At 67.7% G+C, this 23,491-nt stretch carries 24 protein-coding genes and 1 pseudogene; 16 read left to right on the top strand and 9 right to left on the bottom strand.

Annotated features, from left to right (window positions below):
* Positions 1-289 (bottom strand): annotated as a pseudogene (eno, locus tag RMN86_RS11510) (phosphopyruvate hydratase); the annotation flags it as partial.
* Between the two features lie 509 nt (positions 290-798).
* Between eno and RMN86_RS11505 the strand changes: the two are divergent.
* A complete protein-coding gene (locus RMN86_RS11505) occupies positions 799-1,569 on the top strand; it encodes an enoyl-CoA hydratase (protein WP_309605987.1) in 771 nt (256 codons plus the stop codon).
* A gap of 95 nt (positions 1,570-1,664) precedes the next feature.
* Here RMN86_RS11505 and rpmF read toward each other — a convergent pair whose 3' ends face one another.
* Positions 1,665-1,847: a 50S ribosomal protein L32 gene (gene rpmF, locus RMN86_RS11500; RefSeq protein ID WP_309605986.1), complete on the bottom strand. Its 183-nt coding sequence runs from the start codon at positions 1,845-1,847 to the stop codon at positions 1,665-1,667.
* 138 nt (positions 1,848-1,985) lie between these two features.
* Here rpmF and RMN86_RS11495 point away from each other — a divergent pair, with 138 nt between their 5' ends.
* Positions 1,986-2,396: an MAPEG family protein gene (locus tag RMN86_RS11495; protein WP_309605985.1), complete on the top strand. Its 411-nt coding sequence runs from the start codon at positions 1,986-1,988 to the stop codon at positions 2,394-2,396.
* On the opposite strand, the gene RMN86_RS11490 is transcribed toward RMN86_RS11495, so the two are convergent.
* The 3 genes from RMN86_RS11490 to secG form a co-directional block, all read right to left on the bottom strand.
* On the bottom strand, positions 2,393-2,761 hold the full coding sequence (locus tag RMN86_RS11490) for an MmcQ/YjbR family DNA-binding protein (protein WP_309605984.1): 369 nt from the start codon (positions 2,759-2,761) through the stop codon (positions 2,393-2,395). The two genes, RMN86_RS11495 and RMN86_RS11490, sit on opposite strands and share 4 nt — an antisense overlap.
* Positions 2,762-2,765: 4 nt before the next feature.
* On the bottom strand, positions 2,766-4,403 hold the full coding sequence (locus tag RMN86_RS11485; RefSeq protein ID WP_309605983.1) for a CTP synthase: 1,638 nt from the start codon (positions 4,401-4,403) through the stop codon (positions 2,766-2,768).
* A 79-nt stretch (positions 4,404-4,482) separates the two neighbouring features.
* On the bottom strand, positions 4,483-4,926 hold the full coding sequence (gene secG / locus RMN86_RS11480; protein WP_309605982.1) for a preprotein translocase subunit SecG: 444 nt from the start codon (positions 4,924-4,926) through the stop codon (positions 4,483-4,485).
* A 149-nt stretch (positions 4,927-5,075) separates the two neighbouring features.
* Here secG and RMN86_RS11475 point away from each other — a divergent pair, with 149 nt between their 5' ends.
* Positions 5,076-5,615, top strand: a complete 540-nt coding sequence (locus RMN86_RS11475; protein ID WP_309605981.1) for a GNAT family N-acetyltransferase — start codon at positions 5,076-5,078, stop codon at positions 5,613-5,615.
* Between the two features lie 35 nt (positions 5,616-5,650).
* Positions 5,651-6,064: a VOC family protein gene (locus RMN86_RS11470; protein WP_309605980.1), complete on the top strand. Its 414-nt coding sequence runs from the start codon at positions 5,651-5,653 to the stop codon at positions 6,062-6,064.
* Here the strand turns inward: RMN86_RS11470 and tpiA are convergent.
* Positions 6,056-6,814, bottom strand: a complete 759-nt coding sequence (gene tpiA / locus RMN86_RS11465) for a triose-phosphate isomerase (RefSeq protein WP_309605979.1) — start codon at positions 6,812-6,814, stop codon at positions 6,056-6,058. The two genes, RMN86_RS11470 and tpiA, sit on opposite strands and share 9 nt — an antisense overlap.
* 140 nt (positions 6,815-6,954) lie before the next feature.
* Here tpiA and RMN86_RS11460 point away from each other — a divergent pair, with 140 nt between their 5' ends.
* The 5 genes from RMN86_RS11460 (at position 6,955) to RMN86_RS11440 (ending at position 14,525) form a co-directional block, all read left to right on the top strand.
* Positions 6,955-8,913: a SurA N-terminal domain-containing protein gene (locus RMN86_RS11460; protein ID WP_309605978.1), complete on the top strand. Its 1,959-nt coding sequence runs from the start codon at positions 6,955-6,957 to the stop codon at positions 8,911-8,913.
* On the top strand, positions 8,910-10,454 hold the full coding sequence (gene trpE, locus RMN86_RS11455; protein WP_309605977.1) for an anthranilate synthase component I: 1,545 nt from the start codon (positions 8,910-8,912) through the stop codon (positions 10,452-10,454). The genes RMN86_RS11460 and trpE overlap by 4 nt, the downstream gene beginning before the upstream one ends.
* A 197-nt stretch (positions 10,455-10,651) precedes the next feature.
* A complete protein-coding gene (locus RMN86_RS11450) occupies positions 10,652-13,030 on the top strand; it encodes a TonB-dependent receptor domain-containing protein (RefSeq protein ID WP_309605976.1) in 2,379 nt (792 codons plus the stop codon).
* Positions 13,031-13,256: 226 nt separating this feature from the next.
* Entirely contained in the window at positions 13,257-14,135 is an 879-nt protein-coding gene (locus tag RMN86_RS11445) for a trypsin-like serine protease (RefSeq protein WP_309605975.1), read from the top strand.
* A gap of 33 nt (positions 14,136-14,168) precedes the next feature.
* Positions 14,169-14,525, top strand: coding sequence for a hypothetical protein (locus RMN86_RS11440; RefSeq protein ID WP_309605974.1), 357 nt, complete (start codon positions 14,169-14,171; stop codon positions 14,523-14,525).
* A gap of 33 nt (positions 14,526-14,558) precedes the next feature.
* Here the strand turns inward: RMN86_RS11440 and RMN86_RS11435 are convergent, their stop codons facing one another.
* Together RMN86_RS11435 and RMN86_RS11430 are read right to left on the bottom strand one after the other, a co-directional pair.
* On the bottom strand, positions 14,559-16,319 hold the full coding sequence (locus RMN86_RS11435; RefSeq protein WP_309605973.1) for an amidohydrolase family protein: 1,761 nt from the start codon (positions 16,317-16,319) through the stop codon (positions 14,559-14,561).
* Between the two features lie 81 nt (positions 16,320-16,400).
* The gene (locus RMN86_RS11430) at positions 16,401-16,607 is read right to left on the bottom strand and encodes a hypothetical protein (protein ID WP_309605972.1); all 207 of its coding nucleotides are present in this window, start codon (positions 16,605-16,607) and stop codon (positions 16,401-16,403) included.
* A 147-nt stretch (positions 16,608-16,754) separates the two neighbouring features.
* Here RMN86_RS11430 and RMN86_RS11425 point away from each other — a divergent pair, with 147 nt between their 5' ends.
* From RMN86_RS11425 to RMN86_RS11395, 7 genes are all read left to right on the top strand, one after another.
* A complete protein-coding gene (locus tag RMN86_RS11425; RefSeq protein ID WP_309605971.1) occupies positions 16,755-17,906 on the top strand; it encodes a patatin-like phospholipase family protein in 1,152 nt (383 codons plus the stop codon).
* Positions 17,903-18,688 carry a 3-hydroxybutyrate dehydrogenase gene (locus tag RMN86_RS11420; protein ID WP_309605970.1) on the top strand — a complete coding sequence of 262 codons (786 nt, stop codon included), beginning with the start codon at positions 17,903-17,905 and terminating at the stop codon, positions 18,686-18,688. The genes RMN86_RS11425 and RMN86_RS11420 overlap by 4 nt, the downstream gene beginning before the upstream one ends.
* Positions 18,689-18,701: 13 nt before the next feature.
* Positions 18,702-19,292 carry an aminodeoxychorismate/anthranilate synthase component II gene (locus RMN86_RS11415; protein ID WP_309605969.1) on the top strand — a complete coding sequence of 197 codons (591 nt, stop codon included), beginning with the start codon at positions 18,702-18,704 and terminating at the stop codon, positions 19,290-19,292.
* Positions 19,293-19,465: 173 nt separating this feature from the next.
* Entirely contained in the window at positions 19,466-20,479 is a 1,014-nt protein-coding gene (trpD, locus tag RMN86_RS11410; protein ID WP_309605968.1) for an anthranilate phosphoribosyltransferase, read from the top strand.
* A complete protein-coding gene (trpC, locus tag RMN86_RS11405) occupies positions 20,476-21,267 on the top strand; it encodes an indole-3-glycerol phosphate synthase TrpC (protein WP_309605967.1) in 792 nt (263 codons plus the stop codon). The genes trpD and trpC overlap by 4 nt, the downstream gene beginning before the upstream one ends.
* Positions 21,268-21,411: 144 nt before the next feature.
* Complete coding sequence (gene lexA / locus RMN86_RS11400) at positions 21,412-22,101, top strand: transcriptional repressor LexA (protein WP_309605966.1); 690 nt, start codon at positions 21,412-21,414, stop codon at positions 22,099-22,101.
* Between the two features lie 149 nt (positions 22,102-22,250).
* On the top strand, positions 22,251-22,568 hold the full coding sequence (locus RMN86_RS11395) for a hypothetical protein (RefSeq protein ID WP_309605965.1): 318 nt from the start codon (positions 22,251-22,253) through the stop codon (positions 22,566-22,568).
* Positions 22,569-22,743: 175 nt separating this feature from the next.
* On the opposite strand, the gene RMN86_RS11390 is transcribed toward RMN86_RS11395, so the two are convergent.
* Positions 22,744-23,491 (bottom strand): ComEC/Rec2 family competence protein (locus RMN86_RS11390; protein WP_405041344.1); only part of this gene is annotated, 748 nt, incomplete at its 5' end.

The raw sequence follows: 23,491 nt of genomic DNA, 5'->3' as shown, positions 1-23,491 counted from the left end.
GGTCGATCAGGGTGCGGTCGAGGAACGCCTGCTCGCTCGCGTCGAGGCCGAGCACGGCTTCGCTGATCTCGGTGTTGACATGCTCGATTGCGCGCAGCACCCCCTTGCCGAGGTAACGCGCCGGGTCGCCGTCGCGCAGCTCGATCGCTTCGCGCGAACCGGTCGAAGCACCCGAAGGAACCGCGGCGCGGCCCATCGTCCCGGACTCGAGAAGGACGTCGCATTCGACCGTCGGGTTGCCGCGGCTGTCGAGGATTTCGCGGGCGATGATGTCGACGATCTCGGTCATGGGGATTCTCAGGGTTTTGGGAGCGCGCGAGGCTTAGCCAGCTTCTTGGCGGGCGGCAACGCCGGTTGACTTCTCGTCGCTGCCTTCCAACCTGCACCATGAGCTCAACGGCGAGAGGTCGCATGGGTTGGCTGGAACGTTGGCGATGGCATCGTGCCGCGAGAGCCTACGCCCGTAGCCTCGGCTCCCATTTGTCGCGCGCCTATGGTGGAGAGCCAACGTATACGCCCGCACAGGTTGACACTGCGGTACATGAGCTCCGGCTGGATCCGAGATTTATAGCCATCGGCTATGCCGAGTTCATTGAAGCGTCGGCATACGAGCGTCTTCACTCCGCGCTTCCGAAACCCATTGATCGTGAGATCGGCCGTCTGCTCTTTGACCGCTACAGACCTTGGGGTTATGCGACGGGCGACAAATTCGAACCGCCGCCACAACGCCTAACCGGCGGGATGCCGCGTTGACCCCTAAGCCCTCTCGGGTTTCATGCCGCCAACCGGAGAAACCCCATGCTGCTCGTCGAACGCCAGGACGCCGTCGCCGTCGTCACCTTGAACCGACCCGAGGCGATGAACGCTCTCTCCAAGGCGTTGCGCGCGGCGCTGCAGCAGGCGCTCACCGAACTCGACGCCGACCCGAGCGTGAAAGTGATCGTGCTGACCGGCGCGGGTGAGCGGGCCTTCACGGCGGGACTGGACCTGAAGGAGCTCTCCACCGATCCCTTGGGCATGGGCGCGGCCAATGCCGTCGATCCGTCCGAGAACCCGGCCCGCGCCGTGCTGGCCTGCTCCAAGCCGATCGTGGGCGCGATCAACGGCGTGGCGATCACCGGCGGGTTCGAGGTGGCGCTGGCCTGCGACGTGCTGATCTGCTCGACCAACGCGCGCTTCGCCGACACCCATGCGCGGGTGGGGATCACGCCCGGGTGGGGTCTGTCGCAGAAGCTCAGCCGCGCCATCGGCCCCTATCGCGCCAAGGAACTGTCGCTGACCGGCAATTTCCTCAGCGCCCAGCAGGCCTATGACTGGGGGCTGGTGAACCGCGTGGTCGAGCCCGCCGAGCTGATGCCGGCGGCGCTGAAGCTGGCGCGGGAGATGGCCTCCATCGAGGCCGAGATGCTGGCAGCCTACAAGGCTATGATCGACGACGGCTATGGGCTCAGCCTGGATGATGGCCTGGCGCTCGAGCACCAACGCTCGGTCGTCCACAACGCCGCCGTCACCCCGCAGATGGTCGAGGCGCGGCGCGCGGCCGTCCAGGCCCGGGGGCGGACGCAATAGTCCGCTCGCCCCCCTCCGGAAATGCGAAACGCCGGCCGCGCAAGGCGACCGGCGTGAGGCCATAGGGCGAACTTTGGCGACTGTACGCGAGGTCGTCAGTCGTCCTTGGGCGTCATCACCTGGCGGCCCTTGTACATGCCGGTCTTCAGGTCGACGTGGTGCGGGCGCTTGAGCTCGCCGGTTTCCTTGTCCTCGACGAAGGAATTGGCGCCCAGCGCATGGTGCGAGCGGCGCATGTTGCGCTTCGACGGCGATGTTTTGCGTTTAGGAACGGCCATCGGAGACTCTCGCTGGCGTGGAAAAGGGGCCGGAGACGATGAGGGTCGCCGACGTGAGCGCGGGCTTATGCCCGAAACCCCCTCGCCGATCAAGCGACGCCGGCTTAGTTTACGTCGTACGCATTTCGGGGAGGCTGCATGACCCAGTCATTGATCTTCGCGCCGATGGGGGTGCTCGCCCTGTTGACCTTCGTGGTGCTGGGCCAGATCCCGCTGCGCCGGTTCCGCGCTGGCGCCGCGGGCCAGATCGTCAGCGATGATTTCAAGTTCGGCGAATCGGCCGCGGTCCCTGGCCACGTCTCGATCCCCAACCGCAACTATATGAACCTGCTCGAGCTGCCGATGCTGTTCTATGTGGGCAGCCTGATGTTCTTCGTCGCCGGCAAGGTGGACGCCGTCGTGCTTGGGGTCGCCTGGGCCTACGTCGCCCTGCGGGTGATCCACTCGGCGATCCATCTGACCTACAACACGGTCATGCACCGCCTGATCCCGTTCGCGGTCAGCAACCTGGTGCTGATGGCCTACTGGGCGCTGTTCTTCCTGCGTTAGGGCGCCGGCGCCCGGGTCAGTCGCTTGGGGGCGACATGCGCCCAGGCCAGCCTCAGGATGATCGCCAGAGTCGCTTCGTCGAGGCTCGTCAGCCGCAGATAGGTCCAGCCGTGGTGGCCGTAGGTCTCGGTGGGCTGGATGGCCCGCGGATGGGCTGCGGCCATGTTCAACTGATCTTCGCGGTCGAGCTTGACCACGGCCACATCGTCTTGGCCCAGGGACGGAAACATCGCCCCGTTCCCGGCCACGCCCAGCATGGCGAAGATCTTCTTGGCCACCCGCAAGGCTGGGCGCCGACGGTGCGTGTCTTCGTAGGCCTCAGGCAGGGCCAAAGCGATCCGGCGGAGGTCGGCGGCGGCCGCCACGGCGCTAGACCAGCCGGCTGCGGCTGCGCGCCGCGCCGATGAAGCTGGCGAACAGCGGGTGCGGGTCGAAGGGCCGGCTCTTCAGCTCCGGATGGAACTGCACGCCGATGAACCAGGGATGGTCCGCGCGTTCGCAGAGTTCCGGCAGCACCCCGTCCGGCGACAGGCCGGTGAACTTCAGGCCGGTCTCCTCGATGGCGTCGCGGTAGGCGATATTGACCTCATAGCGGTGGCGGTGGCGCTCCGAGATGGTCGGCGCGCCATAGATCTCCGCCACCTTGCTGCCGGGCGCCAGCACCGCCTCATAGGCGCCGCAACGCATGGTGCCGCCGAGGTTGTCGCCTTCGCCGCGCAGCTCCTTTTCGTTGCCGCGCAGCCATTCGGTCATCAGCCCGACGATGGGCTCCGACGTCGGGCCGAATTCGGTCGAGGAGGCCTGGCGAATCCCGGCCAGATTCCGGGCCGCCTCGATCATCGCCATCTGCATGCCAAAGCAGATGCCGAAATAGGGGATCTCGTGCTCGCGGGCGAACCTCACCGCGCGGATCATGCCCTCCGAGCCGCGCTCGCCGAAGGCGCCTGGCACCAGCACGCCGTGCACCCCGGTCAGCCGCTCGCCGATCATCTGTTCGTCGCGCTCGAAGGCCTCGCCCTCGATCCACTCGAACTTCACCCGCACATTGTTGGCCACGCCGCCGTGGGTCAGGGCCTCGATCAGGGACTTATAGGCATCGGTCAGCGCCGTATATTTGCCGACGATGGCGATGTTCACCTCCCCGTCGGGGTGGCTGAGCGTGCGCGCGATGGACTGCCAGCGACCGAGGTCAGGCGCCGGGGCGTCGGTCAGGCCGAAGACGTCCAGCACCTCGGCGTCCAGGCCCTGGGCGTGATAGTCGAGCGGCACCGCATAGATGCTGTCGCTGTCCATAGCCTGGATCACGGCGCTGGGCCGGACGTTGCAGAACAGGCCCAGCTTCTTCCGCTCGCTCTCGGGGATCGGCATCTCGCAGCGGCAGAGCAGGATGTCCGGCTGGATGCCGATGGAGCGCAGTTCCTTGACCGAGTGCTGGGTCGGCTTGGTCTTCATCTCCCCGGCCGTCTTGATGAATGGCAAGAGCGTCAGGTGGATAAAGCAGGCGTGGCCGCGCGGCAGTTCCTGGCCCAGCTGGCGGATCGCCTCGAAGAACGGCAGGCCCTCGATGTCGCCCACCGTGCCGCCGATCTCCACCAGCACGAAGTCGACGCCCTCGCCCGGATCTGAGAGCACGAACTGTTTGATCTCGTCGGTGACGTGGGGGATCACCTGGACCGTCGCGCCCAGATAGTCGCCGCGGCGTTCCTTCTCGATGATGGTCTTGTAGATCTGGCCGGTGGTGATGTTGTCGGCCCGCGTGGCGTTGACGCCAGTGAACCGCTCGTAGTGACCAAGGTCGAGGTCGGTCTCCGCGCCGTCGTCGGTGACGAACACCTCGCCGTGCTGATAGGGGCTCATGGTCCCCGGATCGACGTTCAGATAGGGGTCGAGCTTGCGCAGGCGCACCCGATAGCCGCGCGCCTGCAGCAGCGCGCCGAGCGCGGCGGAGGCCAGACCTTTACCCAAGGAGGAGACCACGCCGCCGGTGATGAAAATGTACCGGGCCATGGGCGTTCAGATTAGCGGTGATTCGGGGTCTCGGCCTCTGCCTTGGTGAAATTCCTCCAAGGCCCGGGACGACACAGGGCTATTTCGCGGGCGGCGACGCCGGGGCGGCTTGGCCCTGGGTCTCGCCAAGGAACGGATTGCGCACCGTCGGCGTCGGCGCCTGCAGCGGGCTCGGTGCGCCGGCGGGGGCGCCGGGCTGGGCCGTGCCGGCCGGGGGCTGGCCCGGCTTGGGCTGGTTGAGCGTGCTGGGGTCGATGGCGTCGATCTTCAGCCGGTCGACCACCGATGAGGCGCCCTTCTCGCGGCCGGCCAGGATGGTCAGCAGCAGGCTGATGGAAAAGAACGCGGCGCCCAGGATCCAGGTCGTGCGGGTCAACAGGTCGCCCGCGCCGCGCACCGACATCATGCCCGACGGGCTGCCGCCTCCGACGAAGCCGCCGCCTTCGGACCGCTGCAGCAGCACGACGCCCACGAGGATCAGGCTGACAACGATTTGGGCGGCGAGCAGGATGCCAATCAGCATAGGTCTTCGAGGTCCCGTGGGTTCGGGCGGGCACAAGCCTTGTCGAAACTAGGGATGGCGCGCCGAATTGGAGGCCGCGCTCTATCACCGAGGCCGCCGCAAGGCCATAGCTAGGGCGTCACAGCCCGCAGACAAGCACGCCACCCAAGATGAGTTCAGACACATCCTTCCTGCCGATCCTGGAAACCGAGCGGATGCGGTTGACCCCCCTGGTCGCGGACGACACCCGGCACATATTCCCGCTGATGGCCGACGCGGAGGTCATGGCCTTCTGGGACGTGGGCGAGATCGACGATCCCGATGTCATCGGAAACATCGTCGCGGGCCAGGTTGACGAGATGAACGAGGGCCGGGCGGTCTATTGGACAATGCGAAGTCTCAGTGACGGCCAATTTATCGGGACCTGCGACCTCTCCGAGATCGATCGGCGCCACAGGCGCGCCGAGGTCGGCTTCATGCTCGGGCGCGAAGCCTGGGGCCGAGGCTACGCTTCGGAGGCCATGCAGGCTGTGCTGTCCTATGCCGCCACGCAAGGACTGCGGCGTCTGCTGGCCCGCACCCACCTGGGCAACCGCCGCTCCGACGCCCTTTTGGAACGGCTGGGGTTTGTCGAGGAAGGTCTGCTGCGCGGCCACGTTCTGCGCGACGGCGACCGCCGCGATTGCCGGCTGTTCGGGCTTTTGCTGTAGCCGGGGCCTTCCCATCTGCAGGTCAGGAGGCGCCCATGGCCAACCCGATCCAAGTCAACTGCTTCGACCACATTGTGCTGAGGGTCCGCGACAAGGCGGCGATGCTGGGGTTCTATCAGGGTGTCCTGGGCCTCACCGTCGATCGCGACCGGCCGGAACTCGGCCTAACCCATATCCGCGCCGGGCCGCAGATGATTGACCTGGTCACCCTCGATGGGCCCCTGGGGAAGCTGGGCGGCGCGGCGCCCGGCAAGGAGGGCCGCAACCTCGACCACTTTGCCTTGCAGGTCCGGCCCTTCGACGAGGCGGCGATCCGTGCCCACCTGGCGGCGCATGGCGTGCGGATCTTCGAGGAAGGCGAGCGCTACGGCGCCGACGGCGACGGCCTCTCCCTCTACGTCCAAGACCCTGAGGGCAACACGGTGGAGCTGAAGGGACCCTCAGCCTAGGGCGCGGATGATCTCCAGAAAGTCGTCGGCCTTCAGGGACGCGCCGCCGACCAGGGCCCCGCCGACCTCGGCCGCATGCAGGATCTCCGCGGCGTTCGAGGGTTTCACCGACCCGCCATAGAGGATCGGCGCACGATCCGCTGCGGGTCCGAACATCTCGCCGAGCACCCTGCGGATGGCCCGATGCATCTCTTCGATTTCAGGCGTGGTGGGCGTCAGGCCCGTGCCAATGGCCCACACCGGCTCGTAGGCGACCGAGAAGGGCCTACCGGCCAGCCCGGCGGGAAGCGACCCTCTCACCTGCCCGATCACCACGCTCAGCGCATGGCCCGACTCGCGCTGGTCCAGGGCCTCGCCGACGCAGATGATCGGCTCCAGCCCGGCGCGCAGGGCCGCGCCCACCTTGGCGGCCACCAGGGCGTCGTCCTCGCCGTGGCCGGCGCGCCGTTCCGAGTGGCCGAGAATCACCAGGGTCGCGCCGGCGTCAGCCAACATCTCGGCGGCGACGTCGCCGGTGAACGCGCCCGACGCCTCGGCGCGACAGTCCTGGCCGCCGGTCTCGACCCTTGAGCCGGCCAGCGCCTGGGCCATCCGTGAAATCAGCGGCGCCGCCGGGCAGATCGCCACGCGCGTGGCCTTCGCGCCCACCCCCCCGGCCAGCGCCGCGGCCACCGCGCGCGCCTCGTCCAGGGATGCGGCAAGGCCGTGCATTTTCCAGTTTCCGGCGATCAAGGGGGTCGGAGCGGTCATGCGGCCTCGCGAGCAGAATGCTGATCGGCGCGGTTAAGCCAAGCCGCGGCGCAAGTCACGCGCTTGCCGGGCGGGAGCGGCCTCCACTATACCGGCGCGCACGCCTGCCCACCTGACCGGGCTCCCCTGAAAGGGACCATATGCTTTCCGCCATTCGCGCCTTCGCGAAATCTCCCTACGCCGCGGTGCTGATCGCCCTGCTGATCGTCAGCTTCGCCGTCTTCGGGATCCGCGACGTGTTTCGCGCAAAGGTCAGCGATGCGGTGATCGTCGCCGGCGGCCGCACGGTGAGCGCCGCCGACTACAAGCGCGCGTTCGATGGCTACAAGGCCCAGGTCGAACAGCAGGCTGGCCGGCCGATCACCGCCGAACTCGCCGCGGCCAACGGCCTCGACCGCCAGGTGCTCGAGGGCGTTGCGACCCGCGAGGCCTTCGCCGCCCTGCTGGCCAAGATCGGCATCAGGCCCGCCGACACCTTGATCGCCGCCGAAATTCAGAAGATCCCCGCGTTTTTCGATCAGGTGTCCGGCCGGTTCGACGAAAAAGCCTACAAGCAGAAGCTGGGCGAGAACGGCATGACACCAGCCGTCTTCGAAAGCCGCATGCGCGACGAGATTACCCAGGATCAGGTCGCCAAGGGCCTGATCGCCGGCCTACAGGCTCCCCTGGCCTACTCCGCCCTGGCCGCCATCTACGGACTGGAAAGCCGTGACGTCGGTTATTTCGTTGTCGAGCCGGGCAGCGTGCCGCAACCGGCCGCGCCGACGGACGCCCAGCTCACCGAACTGATGAAACAGAACGCCTCACAACTCACCCGGCCGGAGTTCCGGATCCTGACGGTGGCGCGGTTCTCGCCCGCCCTGGTCGGCGCCGGTCTCGCGGTGGACGAGGCCGATGTGAAGAAGCGCTTCGACTACCGCAAGGACACGCTGTCCACCCCCCAGACCCGCACCATCATCCAGATCCCGGCCAAGGATCAGAGCGCGGCGGATCAGATCGGCCAGCGTCTGGCCAAGGGCGAGACTCCTTCGGCCATCGCCAAGTCGCTGGGCGTGGAGGCCATCACCTACGCCAACAAGCCGCAGACGGCGATCCCCGACCACAAGGTCGCCGCGGCCGCCTTTGCCCTGCCTGTCGGCCAGGTGGCGCCGGTGCGCGGCGACCTGGGACTCGCGGTGGTCAAGGTCATCTCCGCGACCCCGGGCCGGGCCGTGACCCTGGAAGAGGTGCGCCCGGCGATCGAGGCGGAGATCCGCAAGGATGCCGCGTCCGAGAAGGTCTATGCCCTTACCCAGGCCTACGACGACGCCCATCAGGGCGGCGCCAACCTCGCCGCCTCGGCCGCCAAGGCCGGCGTTCCCGTGGTCACCATCGGTCCGGTCACCCAGACCGGCCGCGACCTGCAGGCCCAGCCTGTGCCGGGACTGTCGCAGAAGTTGATGGAGACCGCCTGGGCGCTGCCCGTCGGCGGCGAGAGCGAAGTCGAGGACGCCGGCGGGGGCGAATATTTCGCCGTGCGTGTGGAGAAGATCATCCCGCCTGCCCTGCCACAACTGGCCGAGGTCAAGCCGAAGCTGCTGCAGTATTGGCAGATGCGGGAACTGAGCAAGGCGCTGCAGGCCCGCGCCGACGCCCTGGCCACGCGGATCAAGGGCGGTGAGACGCTGGCGGCGGTGGCCGCCTCGACCGGCGCCAAGGTCGTGCAGGTCCCGGCGATCAGCCGCCAGACGGCCGGCCAGAACCCGCTGTTGTCGCAGGACATGCTGGCCAGGATCTTCACCGCCCGGCCCGGTGAGATCTTCACCGCCGGGTTCACCCGCCTGGGGTTCGTGGTCGGCCAGCTGGAGGCGATCCACACCGGCGACGGCGCGACAATCGCCCGGATGGCGGAGGACCTGCGCCCGCAGATGAGCCAGTCTTTCGTTCGCGAACTCGGCGAATCCGCCAACGCCGCGGCGCGCCGGAAGGTCAAGGTCGTGATCGACCCCAACCGCGCCCGCGAGGCCATCGGCCTTGAGCCGATCGACCCCAAGAGCGTTGACGGCAAGGGAACCGGCAAGCCCGGCGGACCGGCGGCCAAGCCCGGCCTCGCTAAATGAGCATCGAGCCTGCGTATCCGGCTTTCGAGCAGGCGTACCAGGCTGGCGCCCCGCAACTGGTCTGGACGCGCCTGATCGACGACTTGGAGACTCCGGTCTCGGCCTATCTGAAGATTGGCCATGGACGGCCCTACGCCTTCCTCTTCGAGAGCGTCGAGGGCGGCGCCTTTCGCGCGCGCTATTCGATCATCACGCTCAACCCGGACCTGGTCTGGAGATGCCGGGGCGACCGGGCCGAGATCGCCGAGGGGGCCGACATCGCCGCCGGTCGGTTCGTCGCCCAGCAGGGCGGCGCGCTGGACAGCCTGCGCGACCTGGTCGCGGCCTCGAGGATCGAGCGGCCGCAGACCTTGCCGCCGCCGTCGGCGGGCCTGTTCGGCGCCATCGGCTACGACATGATCCGGCTGGTGGAGCGGCTGCCCGACATCAACCCCGATCCGCTGGACCTGCCCGACGGGGTGATGACCCGGCCCTCGATCGTGGCGATCTTCGACGCCATCGCCCAGGAGATCATCCTGGTGACGCCGGTGCGTCCGGACGCCAGTGCGCCGCGGGACGCCTACGCCTCGGCGCAGGACCGGCTGCGGGCGGTGATGGGTGACCTGCGGCGTCCGACGCCGGTGCTGGCGGGCGATGGCCAGGCCGAGCCCGACGCCTTCACTTCGCCGGTCAGCCGCGCGCGCTATCGTGAGATCGTCGAGCAGGCCAAGGCCTATATCCGCGCCGGCGACATCTTCCAGGTGGTGCCCAGCCATCGCCTCCGCAGCCCCTTCACGCGCGATCCCTTCGCGCTGTACCGCTCGCTGCGGCGGACCAATCCGTCGCCCTTCCTGTTCTACCTGAACTTCGGTGACTTCCAGCTGGCGGGCTCGTCGCCGGAGATCCTGGTGCGCCTGCGCGACGGCAAGATCACCCTGCGGCCGCTCGCCGGCACCCGGCCGCGCGGCGCGACGCCGGACGAGGACGCGGCGCTGGAGGCCGACTTGATCGCCGACCCCAAGGAGCGCGCCGAGCATCTGATGCTGCTCGACCTCGGCCGCAACGATGTTGGCCGGGTGGCGATGCTGAAGGCGAACGGTGCGAACGAAGCTCCGCAGACGCCGCGGGTCCGCCGAGGCGCCCCCCGCGTCCGCGTCACCGCCAGCTTTTTCGTGGAGCGTTACAGCCATGTGATGCACCTGGTCTCCAACGTCGAGGGCGATGCGCCGGAGGGCCTCGACCCCGTGGACGTGGTGATGGCCGCCCTGCCCGCCGGCACGCTGTCCGGGGCGCCCAAGGTCCGGGCCATGGAGATCATCGACGAGCTGGAGATCGAAAAGCGCGGCATCGGTTACGCTGGCGGCGTCGGCTATTTCGGCTGCGACGGCTCGGTGGACACCTGCATTGTCTTGCGCACCGCGCTCTTCAAGGATGGCGTGATGTACGTCCAGGCCGGCGGCGGGGTGGTGGCCGATTCAGACCCCGACGCCGAGTACGAAGAAACCCTGCACAAGGCCAGGGCGCTGCGGCAGGCGGCGGAGGAAAGCTGGCGGTTCGTATAGCTCGGCCCCGCCAATCTCGGCGATGGCGGGGCCCCGTCGCGCGGACGTGTGCGGCTGACGAATCCGCCCCACGCCACCCGTCACGCTTTTAACAATCAGGCTTGACTTTTATTTTGGCCAGCGCCCAATCTTGACCCCTGGGACCATCATCCGAAGCGCGCGCGAGACGTGTTCACCGGTCCAGGGGAGGCAAGACCATGACCAACCAGCCCTCGGGCCTACGGAACACCTTGATGGGCTGCGGCGCCCTTCTGCTGGGGGCGGCGGCCCAACCCGCGCTGGCGGCCGAGGCCGCGGCCAAGGCGTCCGCGACAAACGCCACCAACGTCGAAACGGTTGTGGTCACGGCCCGCCGCTCCAGCGAAAAGCTTCAGGAAGTGCCCATCGCGGTGACGGCGGTGACGGCCAGGCAGCTGGAAACCCTGAAGCCCCGGACACTGGAGGATCTCAACGGCATCGCCCCCAATGTGGAAATCGGCCGGGTCGGCGCCGGCGCCGGATCGGCGGCCATCTACATACGCGGCCTGGGCTACTCCGATATCGAGAAGGGCCAGAACCCGGCGGTCGGGCTGTTGATCGACGATGTTGTGATCGGCACCAACACCGCGCAGCTGCTCGATGCATTCGACATCGCCCAGGTCGAGGTCAGCCGAGGTCCGCAGGGCATCTTCTTCGGCAAGAACACCACCGCTGGCGCGATCAGCGTCCACCGCACCCGGCCGACACACGAGTGGGGGGCGAACCTGAGCGTCGGCTACGGCGACTATGGGCAGAATGTCGAAAGAGTCATCTTGAACGCGCCATTGGGTCAGACCGCCGGCGTGAAGCTGGGGCTCTCGCAACGTTCGCGCGATGGCTTCCTCGACAATATCTACCTGCAGAAGAGCTATGGTCGCGATGCGCTGATCACCGGCACGCTGGCGCTCGACTGGAACCTGAGTTCCGATCTTCACCTGCTGGCCACGGCCGACTTCACCCATCAATATGGCGAAGGCACCCCCGTTGCGCTCGGCAATCCGTTGGCGGCCAAGGTCTACAGCTTCCTGCCGGCGGTCATCCCCGGCCTCGCCTACAACCAGTACGGGTCCCCCTACATTCCCGGCGTCACTGTTCCGCTGGGCCCGCTGCAGGTCGCCAACGACTTTCCGGACCGCAACTTGATGACCCAGCAGCGCTACGCGCTGAACATCGACTACGCCTCGCCGATCGGCCAGGTCGCTTCGGTGACGGCCTACATCAATCAAAACGATGACGCCGAACAGGACTTCGACGGCAGTTGCGGCGCGTCAGTCCTGGGAGGCGAGGTCTGCCGGGTGCTGCCGAACCCGATCCTGGGGTTTCTGCACACCTCCCGCCCGCAAAAATATAAGCAGTTCACTCAGGAAATCCGCCTTTCGCACGACTTCGGCTCAAGCGCCAAGGCCATGGTCGGGGCCTACTATTTCCACCACCAGATCGACGCCTTGCAACTGACCCGCACCAAGGTCCCCGGGGTGCCGCCGACAAGCCCGATCACCAATCAGATTTCGGGCGAGCGAAACAGCAGCATTTCTGTCTTCGGCAACCTCGACGTGAACCTCACAAGCAAACTGAAGGTGTCCGCCGGCCTGCGCTACATTGACGAGTCGACCACCTTCCACAACGCCTTCAACATCATCTTCCCACCCGGAACCAGCACGCCTCAGGGGGCTCCGTTCGGCGCTTCGGCGTCATGGAACAGGGTGATCACCCGGGTCTCGGCGGACTACAAGCTGACCGACGCGAACCTGCTCTACGTCAGCCGGAGCGAGGGGTTCCGATCCGGCGGGTTCTCGCCGCGCGGAACGCTGTCGGAATCGCGGCCGGGCAGCACCAATTTCTCGCCGGGCGCCAACTATTCGACCTTCAATCCGGAAACCGACGTCTCCTATGAGGTCGGGGCGAAGAACACATTCTTCGACGGCCAGGTGATCCTCAACGTCGCCGGCTTCTGGAACATTGACAGCAACCACCAGGCCAGCCAGGTCGTCACGACCCCGGGCGATGGCCCCGGAACCAACACCTATATCGTCAATATACCCCGGGTCGTGATCAAGGGCGCCGAGTTCGAGTTCACCTATCGGCCCGAACAGGCGCCCGGCCTCACGCTCACGGCCTCCGGTGGGATCCAGAACGCCAGGATCACCGACGGCAAGCTGCCCGGTGTGGTTTCGCCCATCGGCCCCGGCGGTCAGGCCGGGGCGCCGGGCACGGTTTCCGACATCACCGGCAAGCCGCTTGAGCGCGTCGGGAAGTACAACTACCGCATCGGCTTCGACTACGCCTTTGACCTGGGACCCGGCACGGCCGATGTGACGGCCGCCTACAACTGGACCGACCAATATCTGTTTACGACCCTGGCGGGTCTTGGCGACTACCAGCCTGCCTTCGGCCTGTTGAACGCTTCGGCCTCCTACAGCTGGAAGCAATACAGGCTGACCGTGTCGGCGAAGAATCTCACCAACGAGGTTTACCGGAGCAACTCCTTGCCCGTGGTGTTCTTCCAGGGCTGGGGCGATCCGCGCACGGTCTTTGTGGAGCTGCAGGCCAAGTTCTGAGCCCGCTCGTCCGTGGCGGATCCTCTCCCTGGGCCGGATGGCGACAACGCCGCATGGCCAGGACCTCGGGCCACGGAAGGAAGCTGTCGGTTTGCCTGACCCCGACGGCGGGCGACGTCCATCGTCGGTATCTATCGTCGGTTGACTGACGGATCGCCGCGCCCTTATTCTAGGTAGAACATTGGGGCTATTCGCGATGTCGTGTCGGGCGTTTCGAGCGCTGGGATTGGCAGCCGCCTTTGTCGGCCTCGGATCCGCCGCCGGCGCTCAAACCGTCTGCCGCGATACGCCCGAGGGACGCGTCTGCACGCTCCAGCAGCCGATCGTGGCCGGCGCCATCGTCCCGGTTCAAACCCAGCAGGACCTGGGCCTGGTCACGCTGGGCAGCGGGTGCAGCGGGACCTTGGTGAACCGCTTCTGGGTGTTGACCGCCGACCATTGTGTGACGACAAACGGGGCGGTCAACGGTCCCTCGGCGCCGTTGGCGAATGTGCAGATCACCGCCGCCTGGTCGGCCCGATCTGTCACCCCCACGCGATTCGTGCGAAACTGGGGGGGCGCCGGCCTCGACGTGGCGCTCATCTTTCTCGGCGCGGGCGACTTCGGAAAATCGAACGTTCAACTGTTCTTTGTCGGCGATGTCGACACGTCGATGACCTTGACCAAGTTTGGCAGGGGGATTTTCGCGTACGCAAGCGCCGGACCGCCGCCCACGCCGGCGCAGCAGGATGGTCAATACCGGACGGCGGTGTTCACGCCGAGCGCCGCCAGTTCCACCAGCTACACCCTGCCCGTCAACGGATCGAGCCAGGTCGGAAACGGCGGCGATAGCGGGGGGCCGGACCTGGTGACCGCGCCCAACGGCATACTGGTGGGGATCGCCGGCGTGCAGTCGACCTGCGTCGCCGCCGGGCGTGTGCCCGGCACGCCAAACCCCCCGCTCTGGACCTGGGTGACCGCCATCTCGAGTTGCAACAGCGCCGCGATCAGCACCGCGCGCTTTGACATCGTCACCATCATACAGGAAGGGCGGATCCCCTGCCCCGACAGTTCGGCCGCGTGCGCCGTAGCCGAGACCACCAGCCTGACGCTCATGCTGCGCTAGTCCGCGCCGCAGGGGCCCGCAAAGGGAACGATCATGGCCACAAACATCTCATCTCGCCGGATCGCCGGCTGCGCCCTGGGCCTGACCTTGGCCTGGCTGACGGCGACCCCGGCCCAGGCGGCCCCGCAGTACAGCCAATGGGGCTCCGTCCAGGAACTCGAAGGGGGTTGGGCGCAGGACACCATGGCGGTCCGGCACAGCGCGCCAATGGTCAATCCCGACGGGTGCGCGGTCACCAACGCCGGCTACGCGACGGACCCCGCCGACCCTGGGCACAGCCTGTTCCACACGCTCCTGTTGAGCGCATTTCTCAACCGCAAGGAGGTGGCGCTGCTGATCTCAGGCTGCGCCTTCAGCAAGCCCCGGATCATTGCGGTGAAGATCCACTGACCCGCGTCCGGACCGACGGCGGCAGGCGCGACCCTACTCCGCCGCCATCGGCAGGATCACCGCCTCGCGGCCGCCGCGCACCAGCCCGCCGGGCAAGGCGCCAGTGGACACCCCGTCCTCGAACGTCACCTGGCCGGACTTGATCGTGTAGCGGTAGCCTTCGGCCCGCTGCACCAGCCGCTTGCCGCCGGCCGGCAGGTCGTTGACGGCCTCCGGGCGGAACAGCTTCAGGTTCTCGAAGTCGATGACGTTCACGTCGGCCAACAGCCCGGGCTTCAACTGCCCCCGGTCGTTCAGGCCATAGGCCTGGGCGGTATCGCTGGAGAGCTTGCGGACCAGGAACTCAAGCGGGAACCGGTCGCCCTTGGCCCGGTCGCGGGCCCAGTGGGTCAGGATGAAGGTCGGCATGCCGGCGTCGGCGATCACGCCGCAGTGCGCTCCGCCGTCCGAAAGTCCAAACAACACATTGGGATGCTGCATATTCTTGCGGAAGAAGTCGAAGTTGTAGGTCACGTAGCCGCCCAGCGGCTGGTAGAACAGCTCCTTGCCCTCGTCGCGGATCAGCAGATCGTACATCATCTCGAGCGGCGACACGCCCGCCGCTTCGGCGAGGCCGGCGACGCTGCCCTCGCGGTCGGGCTCGTAATCCGGCCGCTCGCCCAGCGGGAAAATCCGCCACAGCAGGCTCCCGCCGAACGCCACCGCCAGGTCGCCCGCCTGTCCGTCCCCGATCGCCGCCTTGATCAGCGGGCTGTCTTCGCCGAGCAGAGCCGCGCGGACTCGCGGATCGCGCATCGCCGCGACGCGCCCCTCCAGATCCAGCGGTGCGATCTTTTCCTTGAAGGTCGGGCTGGCCAGGAAGACATGGAAATTCGAGGTCAGGCCATGGAGGATACCGGTCGGCCGCCCGGCGATCTGCGGGCGGATATCCATGCCGTGCCGCCGCGACTCCTCGGCGATGTTGTACATCTTGTCGCCTTCGTAGGCGCCGGCCGACGTCGCGACGAGGGTCACCGGAAGCCCGGTCTGCTCGGCGAAGCCCTTCACCCACATCCATTCGTCGTCGTCGCCCAGGTGGTCGGAGACCATCTCGAACACGCCGTGTCGCAGCCCCTTCATGGACATGCCCAGCGCCAGCATCTCATCGGAGCCGGCGAAGGTGCCCGGCATGTGCACCCCCTTCAGATCCTTGTGCAGCAGGGTGCGCGAGGTGGAAAAGCCCAGAGCGCCGGCCTCGACGCCTTCGCGCACAAGACGCGCCATCTCGGCGATCTCGGCGGTGTTGGGCTGATAGTCGGTGTTGCAGCGGTCGCCGAGCACATAGGCGCGCACCGGCGCATGCGGCACGTGGGTCCCGACGTCGATCGCCCGCGGCTTGGCCTCCAGGGCGTCCAGGTACTCGGGGAAGGTCTCCCATTTCCAGTCGATGCCTTCGTGCAGGGCGATGCCGGGAATGTCCTCGACGCCCTCCATCAGCTCGATCAGGAAATTATGCGCGTCGGGCCGCACTGGCGCGAAGCCCACGCCGCAGTTGCCCATGATCGCCGTGGTCACCCCGTGCCAGCTGGACGGCGCCAGCAGCGGATCCCAGGTCGCCTGGCCGTCATAGTGGGTGTGGATGTCGACCCAGCCGGGGGTGACAATCTGACCGGTGGCGTCGATCTCGCGCCGCCCCTCGCCCGCGACCTTGCCGACCTCGACAATACGATCGCCGTCGATCGCCACGTCGCCGATGAATGGCTGCCCGCCCGCGCCATCGACGATGGTCCCGCCTCGAATGACTAGGTCGTGCATGGCGTGTCCTCCCCGGACAAGTCTGTGTCTGCAGACAAGTCTGCGCCGTGACGCAACGGAAGCGCCAGCGGTTTCGCGCGGTTATTCGACGGCCGGTTCCTGCGCCGCGTGCTCGACGAGCAGCGGCGGCGCCAGAATCATGGCGGTGGCGAACACCAGCGCACTGACCGCCAGCAGGGCGGCGGCGGCGATCGAGGGCCACAGGCGCTCAACCGGCTTGCGCGGCGCCAGCAGGGCGCGGGCCCGCTGCATCTGAGCAGGGTCCAGCAGGGAATCGGTGGCGACCATGCGGCAAGATCGTCCTGGCCGGGCATCAATGTAAACGGCCTGACCGCCGGCCTGAGGTCTTGCGCCATCCATGCTGCGCCGCAATATCGCCTTCCGCTGGGCGCACAGCCCGCGCAACGGCGCTCAAGCCGACCGGACCCGACCGCCGTGACGTCATCGCATCCCTGCCACGTCCTGGTTCTGCAAGGCGGCGGCGCCCTTGGGTCCTATCAGGCCGGCGTCTACGAGGCGCTGAGCCACGCGGGGGCCCAGCCGGACTGGCTGGCGGGGATTTCCATCGGGGCGATCAATGCCGCGATCATCGCCGGCAACGCGCCGCAAGCCCGCCTCGAGAAGCTGCACGCGTTCTGGGACCTGGTGACGTCGGGCTGGTCGGCGGGCGCCACCGGCAGCCCCGACGCCTTTCGCGCGATGCTGGGCGACGCAAGCATCGGCTGGGCCATGGCGACGGGCGTGCCGGGCTTCTTCTCGCCGCGCGCGGTCTCGCCTCTGCTCCGCACCGGGGGCGGTCCCGAGGCCCTTAGCGTCTACGATTCCACGCCGCTCAGGGCGACCCTGGAGCGGCTGGTCGACTTCGATCGGATCAATGCGCGGGAAACACGGCTAAGTGTCGGCGCCGTCAACATCCGCACCGGCAACTTCGCCTACTTCGACAATGCACGTCAGAAGATCGGGCCCGAGCACATCATGGCCTCCGGGGCCCTGCCGCCGGGGCTGCCGCCGGTTGAGATCGAGGGCGAGTGGTACTGGGACGGCGGCCTGGTCTCCAACACCCCGCTCGAATATGTGCTCGACCGCGATCAGACCGACGACCTGGTCGTCTATCAGGTAGATCTTTTCAACGCCCGCGGCCCGATGCCCAAGACCCTGCAGGAAGCCGCTGAGCGCGAGAAGGACATCCGGTTCTCCAGCCGCACCCGCCTGAACACGGACGCCCAGTTGCGTATTCACCGGCTCAAGGCGAACCTCGCCGCCCTGCTCAAGACCTTGCCCGCGGACCGCGCGGAGGAGCCCGAGGTCCGGATTCTGGACGCCTTCGCCAAGGAGGCCTCCGTGGTCGTCGTCCAGTTGATCTACCGCGATCGCGCCTACGAGGGTGCATTCAAGGACGTCGAGTTCTCGCGCCAGACCATGCTCGACCATTGGGCGTCCGGCCTGGCCGACGGCGATCGGAGCATCCGCCGCCGCGATAGCCAGCCGGCTCGGCCAAGAGCCGGCGAGGCGCTGGCCATCGACCCCGGCCGGGACGCCCGCGCCGACACCCCCGCTTCCGCCGCCTCGAAGGATGAGCATCCATGATCCTGACCTCCAAGACCGCCGTCGTCACCGGCTCCACCAGCGGCATTGGCCTGGCCATCGCCCGCGCCATGGCCAAGGAGGGCGCCAACATCCTGATCAACGGCTTTGGCAAGCCCGAGGACATCGAGAAAGAGCGCGCCGCCATCGAGGCCGAGTTTGGCGTCAAGGCGATCCATTCCCCCGCCGACATGACCAAGCCCGCCGAGATCGCGGCGATGATCGCCCTGGCGGAGTCAACCTTCGGCTCGGTGGACGTGCTGGTGAACAACGCCGGTATCCAGTTCGTCTCTCCGGTCGAGGACTTTCCCATAGAGAAATGGGACCAGATCATCGCCATCAACCTGACCTCGGCCTTCCACGCGATCCGGGCGGCCGTGCCGGGGATGAAGCGGCGCGGCTGGGGCCGGATCATCTCCACGGCCTCGGCGCACAGCCTGGTCGCCTCGCCGTTCAAGTCCGCCTACGTGGCGGCCAAGCACGGCATTGCCGGGCTCACCAAGACCGTCGCCCTGGAACTTGCCACCCACGGGGTGACCGTCAACTGCATCAGCCCGGGCTACGTCTGGACGCCGCTCGTCGAAAACCAGATCCCCGACACCATGAAGGCCCGAGGGCTGACCCGCGATCAGGTGATCAACGATGTCCTGCTGGACAGCCAGCCCACCAAGCAGTTCGTCACCGTCGATGAGGTCGCCGCCATCGCCGTCTTCCTCTGCGGCGACGCTGCCAAGCAGATGACCGGCGCCAATCTGTCGGTGGACGGCGGCTGGACGGCGGAATAAAGCTCGGCGCGCCATGATCCTGGTGATTGATAACTACGACAGTTTTACCTACAACCTGGTTCATTACCTGAACGAGCTGGGCGCGGAGACCCATGTCGTGCGCAACGACGCCATCTCGGTGTCCGAGGCGCTGGGGATGAAACCGCAGGGCGTGCTGCTGTCGCCCGGGCCCAAGACTCCGAACGAGGCCGGGATCTGCCTGGCTCTGCTGGCTGCGGCGCCGGCCGACCTGCCGATCTTCGGAGTCTGCCTGGGTCACCAGGCGATCGGCCAGGCCTATGGCGGCCAGGTGATCCACGCCAAGGCTCTGATGCATGGCAAGACCAGCCAGATCCGCCACGACGGCCGGGGCGTCTTCGCGGGCCTGAAAAACCCCTTTACCGCCACGCGCTATCACAGCCTGTCGGTGCAACGCGGCGACCTGCCGCCGGAGCTCGAAGTCACCGCCTGGACCGAGGATGGCGAGATCATGGGCGTCCAGCACCGGACGCGGCCGGTGCACGGCGTCCAGTTCCACCCGGAATCTATCGCCACCGAGTGCGGCTACGACCTGCTGGCAAACTTCCTGGAGATCGCCGGCGTCAAACGGCTGGCGGACGCCTAGTGTGCTGGATCTGAAGGTCGCCTTCTTGAGGGATCAAGTTCTCAGCGAACTCCAGATCCATAAAGAACACTAAGAAACAAAGGCTTGCTAGTGTCCCTATCGATCCCGAAGTTCGACCGCGCCGGCCACGAGCGCCTGCGAACGTCGGAATCGGGACACTAGACCACCCTTCGATGTCCGACGCGTTCAAACCCTTGCTCAGCCTGCTGGCGGACGGCGGAACCCTGACGGAGGACAATGCCGGGGCGTTTTTCACCGCCTGTCTGCGCGGCGAGCCGACGCCGGCGCAGGTCGGCGCGGCGCTCACCGCCATGCGGATGCGGGGCGAGACGCTCGGCGAGATTGTCGCCTGCGCGCGCGCCATGCGCATCGCCGCCGTGCGGATCGCCCCCCCCTACCCGACGATCGACGTCTGCGGCACCGGCGGCGACGGCCTGCACACCCTGAATATCTCCACCGCGGTCGGCTTCGTCGCCGCCGGCGGTGGGCTCAAGGTCGCCAAGCACGGCAACCGGGCGCTGTCCTCCAAATCCGGGGCGGCGGATGTCCTGACAGAGCTCGGGGTCGATATTGCCGCCCCCGCGGAGACCCAGCTCAGAGCGCTGGACGAAGCCGGCATCTGCTTCATGTTCGCCCAGGCGCACCACGGCGCCATGCGCCACGTCTCGCCGATTCGCGCGGAGTTGGGGTTTCGCACCATCTTCAATCTTCTGGGTCCGCTGACCAATCCGGCGGGCGCCCAGCGGCAGGTCGTCGGCGTGTTCGCCGAGCGGTGGGTCGCGCCGCTGGCCGAGGCGCTGCGCGCACTGGGCGCCGAGCGGGCCTGGGTGGCGCATGGCGCAGGCCTCGACGAACTGACCACCACGGGCGAGACCCGCGTCGCGGAACTGCGCGACGGGCAGGTCCGCCTGTTTACCGTGACGCCGGAGGCGGTCGGCCTGCCCCGCGCGGCGCTCGCCGATCTGACTGGCGGCGCGCCCCGTGAGAATGCCGCGGCCCTGCGCCGGCTGCTGGCCGGTCAAAAGGGTCCCTATCGCGATATCGTACTCTTGAACGCCGCCGCCGCCTTCCTGGTCGGCGAGACCGTTGAGACCCTGCGTGAAGGGGTCGATCTGGCGGCCGCGGTGATCGATGACGGCCGGGCGCAGGGTGCGCTCGCCGCCCTGGTGAAGCTGGCCGGCGCATGAGCGACATCCTGGCCGAAATCGCGATTTACAAGCGCGAAGAGGTTGTCGCGCGCAAGGCCGCGCGACCCCTGGCGCAGATCGAGGCGGCCGCGCGCAACGCCGCGCCGCCGCGGGGCTTTCGGGCCGCGCTCGAACGGGCGCATGGCCCCGGTCGGCTGGCGTTGATCGCCGAGATCAAGAAGGCCTCGCCCTCCAAGGGTCTGATCCGCGCGGACTTCGATCCGGCGGCGCTGGCGCGGGCCTATCAGGCTGGCGGCGCGGCCTGCCTGTCGGTGCTCACAGATGGTCCAAGTTTCCAGGGCGCCGACAGCTATCTGGCGGCGGCGCGCGGGGCGACGACCTTGCCCTGCATCCGCAAGGAGTTCCTGGTCGATCCCTGGCAGGTCGCCGAGAGCCGCGCGCTGGGAGCCGACGCGATCCTGGTGATACTGGCCATGGTGGACAATGCGCTGGCGGCCGAGCTGATGGCGGCCGCCCGGGCGCATGGCATGGATGCCCTCGTAGAAGTGCATGACGCCGCCGAGATGGTTCGCGCCGCGCGTCTGCGAGCCGACCTGGTGGGAATCAACAACCGGGACCTGCGGTCATTCTCCGTCGACCTGGCGAACACCGAACGGCTGTCGGCCACGGCGCCGAAGGGCGCGCTGATCGTCACCGAAAGCGGAATATCCACGTCGGCGGACGCCGCACGGCTCGAACGATCCGGCGCGAAGGCCATGCTGGTGGGCGAAAGTCTGATGCGCCAGACCGATGTCACCGCGGCGACTCGCGCCCTGCTGGCCAGCTGAGTCGCCCGCCGCACGGCGACATCTGGATTTTTTCCCCAAAGATTTCAAATGCCGAGACCGTAACTTGACATTAATACGGAACGCCTAGAGAACATCGCCAACGTTTGCGCTTTGTTCTCAGGCGCTCTGTTCGAGGTCAGGCCCATGCTCACTCGCAAGCAACACGAACTGCTGATGTTCATTCACGAACGGATCAAGGAGAGCGGCGTCTCCCCGTCGTTCGACGAGATGAAGGAGGCGTTGGACCTGGCGTCAAAATCCGGCATCCATCGCCTGATCACCGCTCTGGAGGAGCGCGGCTTCCTGCGCCGCCTGCCGCATCGGGCGCGCGCCCTGGAGGTCCTGAAGCTGCCGCAGCAGGCGACGATGGCCGCCCCGCCCAAGGGCCGGGCCCCGTTCAAGCCGCAGCTGGTGGATGGCGGCCCGGCGACCCCGGTGGCGGCCAACGACACGCGCGACCTGCCGATCCTTGGAAAGATCGCCGCCGGAACGCCGATCGAAGCCATCCAGCAGGAACGCGACCGGATTCCGGTGCCCGAGAGCATGCTGGGCGCCGGCGAGCACTTCGTCCTGGAAATCCAGGGTGACTCGATGATCAACGCCGGCATCCTCGACGGGGACTTCGTGGTCATCCGCCGCGGCGACACGGCGACGTCCGGCGACATCGTCGTCGCCCTGGTGATGGGCGAAGAAGCCACATTGAAGCGGCTGCGTCGCAAGGGCGCCTCCATTGCGCTCGAGGCCGCCAATCCCGCCTATGAGACCCGGATCTTCGGTCCCGACCAGGTCGCTGTTCAGGGCAAGCTTGTCGGGCTGATCCGACGCTACCACTAGGGCGAGCGCCCTGGCGGTCGCCCAGTCACGAAATTGTGCAACTCCGATCATGACTCCGCGTTAAATGGGTCGGGGCCCGGGTGATCTTGTCACCTGAGAGCTTTCGAAGACTTCGCGACCCCGCAAAGTCCTATGGGAGAGATATCCAGATGCGCATCCTCACCGTCGCGGCCGTCGCCGCCATGAGCCTCGTCGCCGTCGCCTGCAGCAAGCCGGCCGAGAAGGCTACCGACGCCGCCGGGGCCGCCAAGTCCGAAGCCGCGGCAGCCGATTCCGCCGCCTCGACCGCCAGCAGCGATGCCGCCGCCGCCGCCGCCGCCCCGACTGCCGCCGCCGCGGCTGCGCCCGCCATGGCGGCCGGTGAAGCCGCCAAGGACGCCGCCGGTCACGCGAAGAAAGCGGCGGACGCCGCCAAGGACGCCGGGGGCGCCGCGGTGTCCGCGGCCAAAGACGCCGCGAAGAAATAGCCGAAATGCCGGAGCCTCGGCCGGTTGGTCGGGGCTCCTGGCGACCCGCGCCCTCTCCAGGGGCTGAGCATCAGGCGCAGGACCCGAGCGCGCCCTCGCCCATCGATCGTGTGGCCACTTGGCGACACACGCAGTCTCCGCCGGCCGGCCGGCCGGCCCGCGGACCGGGCGACGGTCATCGCGCCGAGCTTGTGTCTGGCCCCCAGGTCCAGGGCCGTCGACCCCGCAAGTCCTGCGCCCAGATAATCCGCCACTGAGCCGGTCCCTGGCGATAGAGCTCCGCCGAACCGCCGCGTGCGAAGTCAGCACCGGTCAGCACCAGGGGCGCAGCGCAGGACTCGGGCCGGAAATCGTTACGCAGAACGACCACCTCGGCGGAGCGGCAGAGGTCCTCCAGCCGGCCAGGCTTCAAGGGCCGGCGGACGTTCCACGCCGCCGCCAGGCGTACCGGCGCCGCTGGGCCCGGCGCGCAGTTCCAGGCATCGCATTCGTAGGCGGCATCCCGCCGCGCCTCGGCTTCCGCGGGAACGAGGCCGCGGCGACGCGCCCAGAGCTCTGCCCCGAACAGCTTGACGTCAGGCCGAAACAGGATCGCGTCCTTGTCCGATCTGATCGCCACGGCCGCGCCGTCGGCGCTCACCCAGGCGTCCGGCGTTGCCGGCTTCGGCGCGAGGGACACCGCGAGCGCGAGCGGCAGGCCGGTCCAGCGCAGGGGGCCCTTCCAGAGGCACAACCACAGAAGGCCCAGAAAGGCCGCCGGCAGGGTCCATTCGGGTCCGCTTGCGACGACGATCAGGGCGTTGGGCGCGCTGGCGGCGATGTGGGCGACGCGGTTCAGCAGGTCTATGGCGAACCCCGCCACCTGAAGCGGCGGCCCGCCCAGGCCAAAGGGCGTCAACAGCGCGCCCAGCGCCAGTCCGGGC

It is taken from the genome of Phenylobacterium sp., from assembly GCF_031360265.1.
Taxonomy (GTDB): Bacteria; Pseudomonadota; Alphaproteobacteria; order Caulobacterales; family Caulobacteraceae; genus Phenylobacterium.
The sequence above is the reverse complement of the archived record's forward strand: the minus strand, read 5'-3'. Positions and strand labels throughout refer to the sequence as shown.